This is a genomic window from Clostridium sp. DSM 8431, from assembly GCF_900116755.1.
GTDB lineage: Bacteria > Bacillota > Clostridia > Clostridiales > Clostridiaceae > Clostridium.
In genome coordinates this window covers 1-1586 of sequence record NZ_FPBY01000310.1, presented here as the reverse complement: position 1 = coordinate 1586, position 1586 = coordinate 1, and the positions used below count along the sequence as shown (strand labels likewise).

The window sequence follows — 1586 nt, the reverse complement described above, 5'->3', positions numbered from 1 at the left end:
ATTATAGTTATCCGAACACATCTTCTTCATCTCCAAATAATCATTTGTTTAGATACTTGCCTATATTTATCACTTTTATTCATAATACAGCCTATTTTTATATATTTTACTCTTCACTCATATAATAAGAAGACTTGAACTAAAGAAATAATAGAAAATAAACATTAGAACTATAATCTTGAAAAAACAAGTAGTTTTAAAATGTTGACTTTCTCCAAAACCTTCCTTATAATAATAATTATTGATTAATTTTTTTTATTTTTAAACATTAATGTTCGAAAGTTGAATTAACAAGTTTCATAGAAAGCATAGAAAGAAGGATTTTAGATGAATAGTATTAATATTTCCGATTCAGTTAAATATGTAGGATCAAATGATAAAACTTTAGATTTATTTGAAAGCCAATATAAGATTCCAAATGGTGTTTCTTATAATTCTTATGTAATACTAGATGAAAAAATAGCTATAATGGATACCGTTGATAAGAGAGCTAAAGATGAATGGCTTAACAATTTAGAAAAGGTTTTAGGTAAAAGAGATCCTGATTACTTAATAATTTCTCACTTAGAGCCAGATCATGCTGCAAATATTCAAACAGTTTTTGAAAAATATCCAAATATCAAGCTAGTTGGAAATGAAAAGATATTTAATATGCTTCCTCAATTCTTTGATATGAATTTAGAAGGAAGAACTATTACTGTTAAGGAAGGGGATGAACTTTCTCTTGGAGAACACACTTTAGTATTTGTTATGGCTCCAATGGTTCACTGGCCAGAAGTTATGGTTGAATATGAAAAGAAAGAGAAAATATTATTCTCTGCAGATGGTTTTGGAAAGTTTGGTGCTCTTGACTGTGATGAAGAGTGGACTGACGAAGCTAGAAGATACTTTATTAATATTGTTGGGAAATTTGGGCCTGCAGTCCAAACTTTATTAAAGAAAGCTTCTACCCTTGATATTAAGACAATTTGTCCTCTTCATGGGCCAGTATTAACTGAAAACTTAGGTTTCTATATTGATAAGTACTTAAAATGGAGTAGCTACACTCCTGAAGTAAAAGGAACTGTTATAGCTTATGCTTCAATTCATGGAAATACTAAAGCTGCTGCTATAAAGATGGCTGAAATTTTAGAATCAAAGGGCGAAAAAGTTGCTTTATATGATTTATCAAGAGCTGATATGTCAAAAGTAATTTCTGATTCTTTTAAATATGATAAATTAGTGCTTCTTGGTGCTACTTATGATGGAGGAGTCTTCTCTCCTATGAATGACTTCTTATATAGATTAAAAATGAAGAATTTCCAAAAAAGAAAGGTTGCTATAATTGAAAATGGTTCATGGACACCTGTTGCTGGAAAGTGTATGAAATCTACTCTTGAAAAGATGAGTGATATCGAATTTATTGGAAATATTATAACAATTAAATCTGTTGCAAAAGAAGCAGATTTTGAAAAAATGGAAAAGTTAGCTGATGAACTTCTAAAATAATAATATACTATGATAGTGCATTTTTACTTGAAAAATTTTACAGTCAAGTGACCAAACAGAATCCTAAGCTATTTTTAATGACTCAAAAATTTCTTCTA

At 28.9% G+C, this 1586-nt stretch carries 1 protein-coding gene; it reads left to right on the top strand.

Going from position 1 to position 1586, the window contains the following annotated elements; all coding sequences use genetic code 11:
• The first annotated feature begins 327 nt into the window (after window positions 1-327).
• Complete coding sequence (locus tag BM384_RS17020) at window positions 328-1488, top strand: FprA family A-type flavoprotein (RefSeq protein WP_090015452.1); 1161 nt, start codon at window positions 328-330, stop codon at window positions 1486-1488.
• The last annotated feature ends 98 nt before the right edge of the window (window positions 1489-1586 follow it).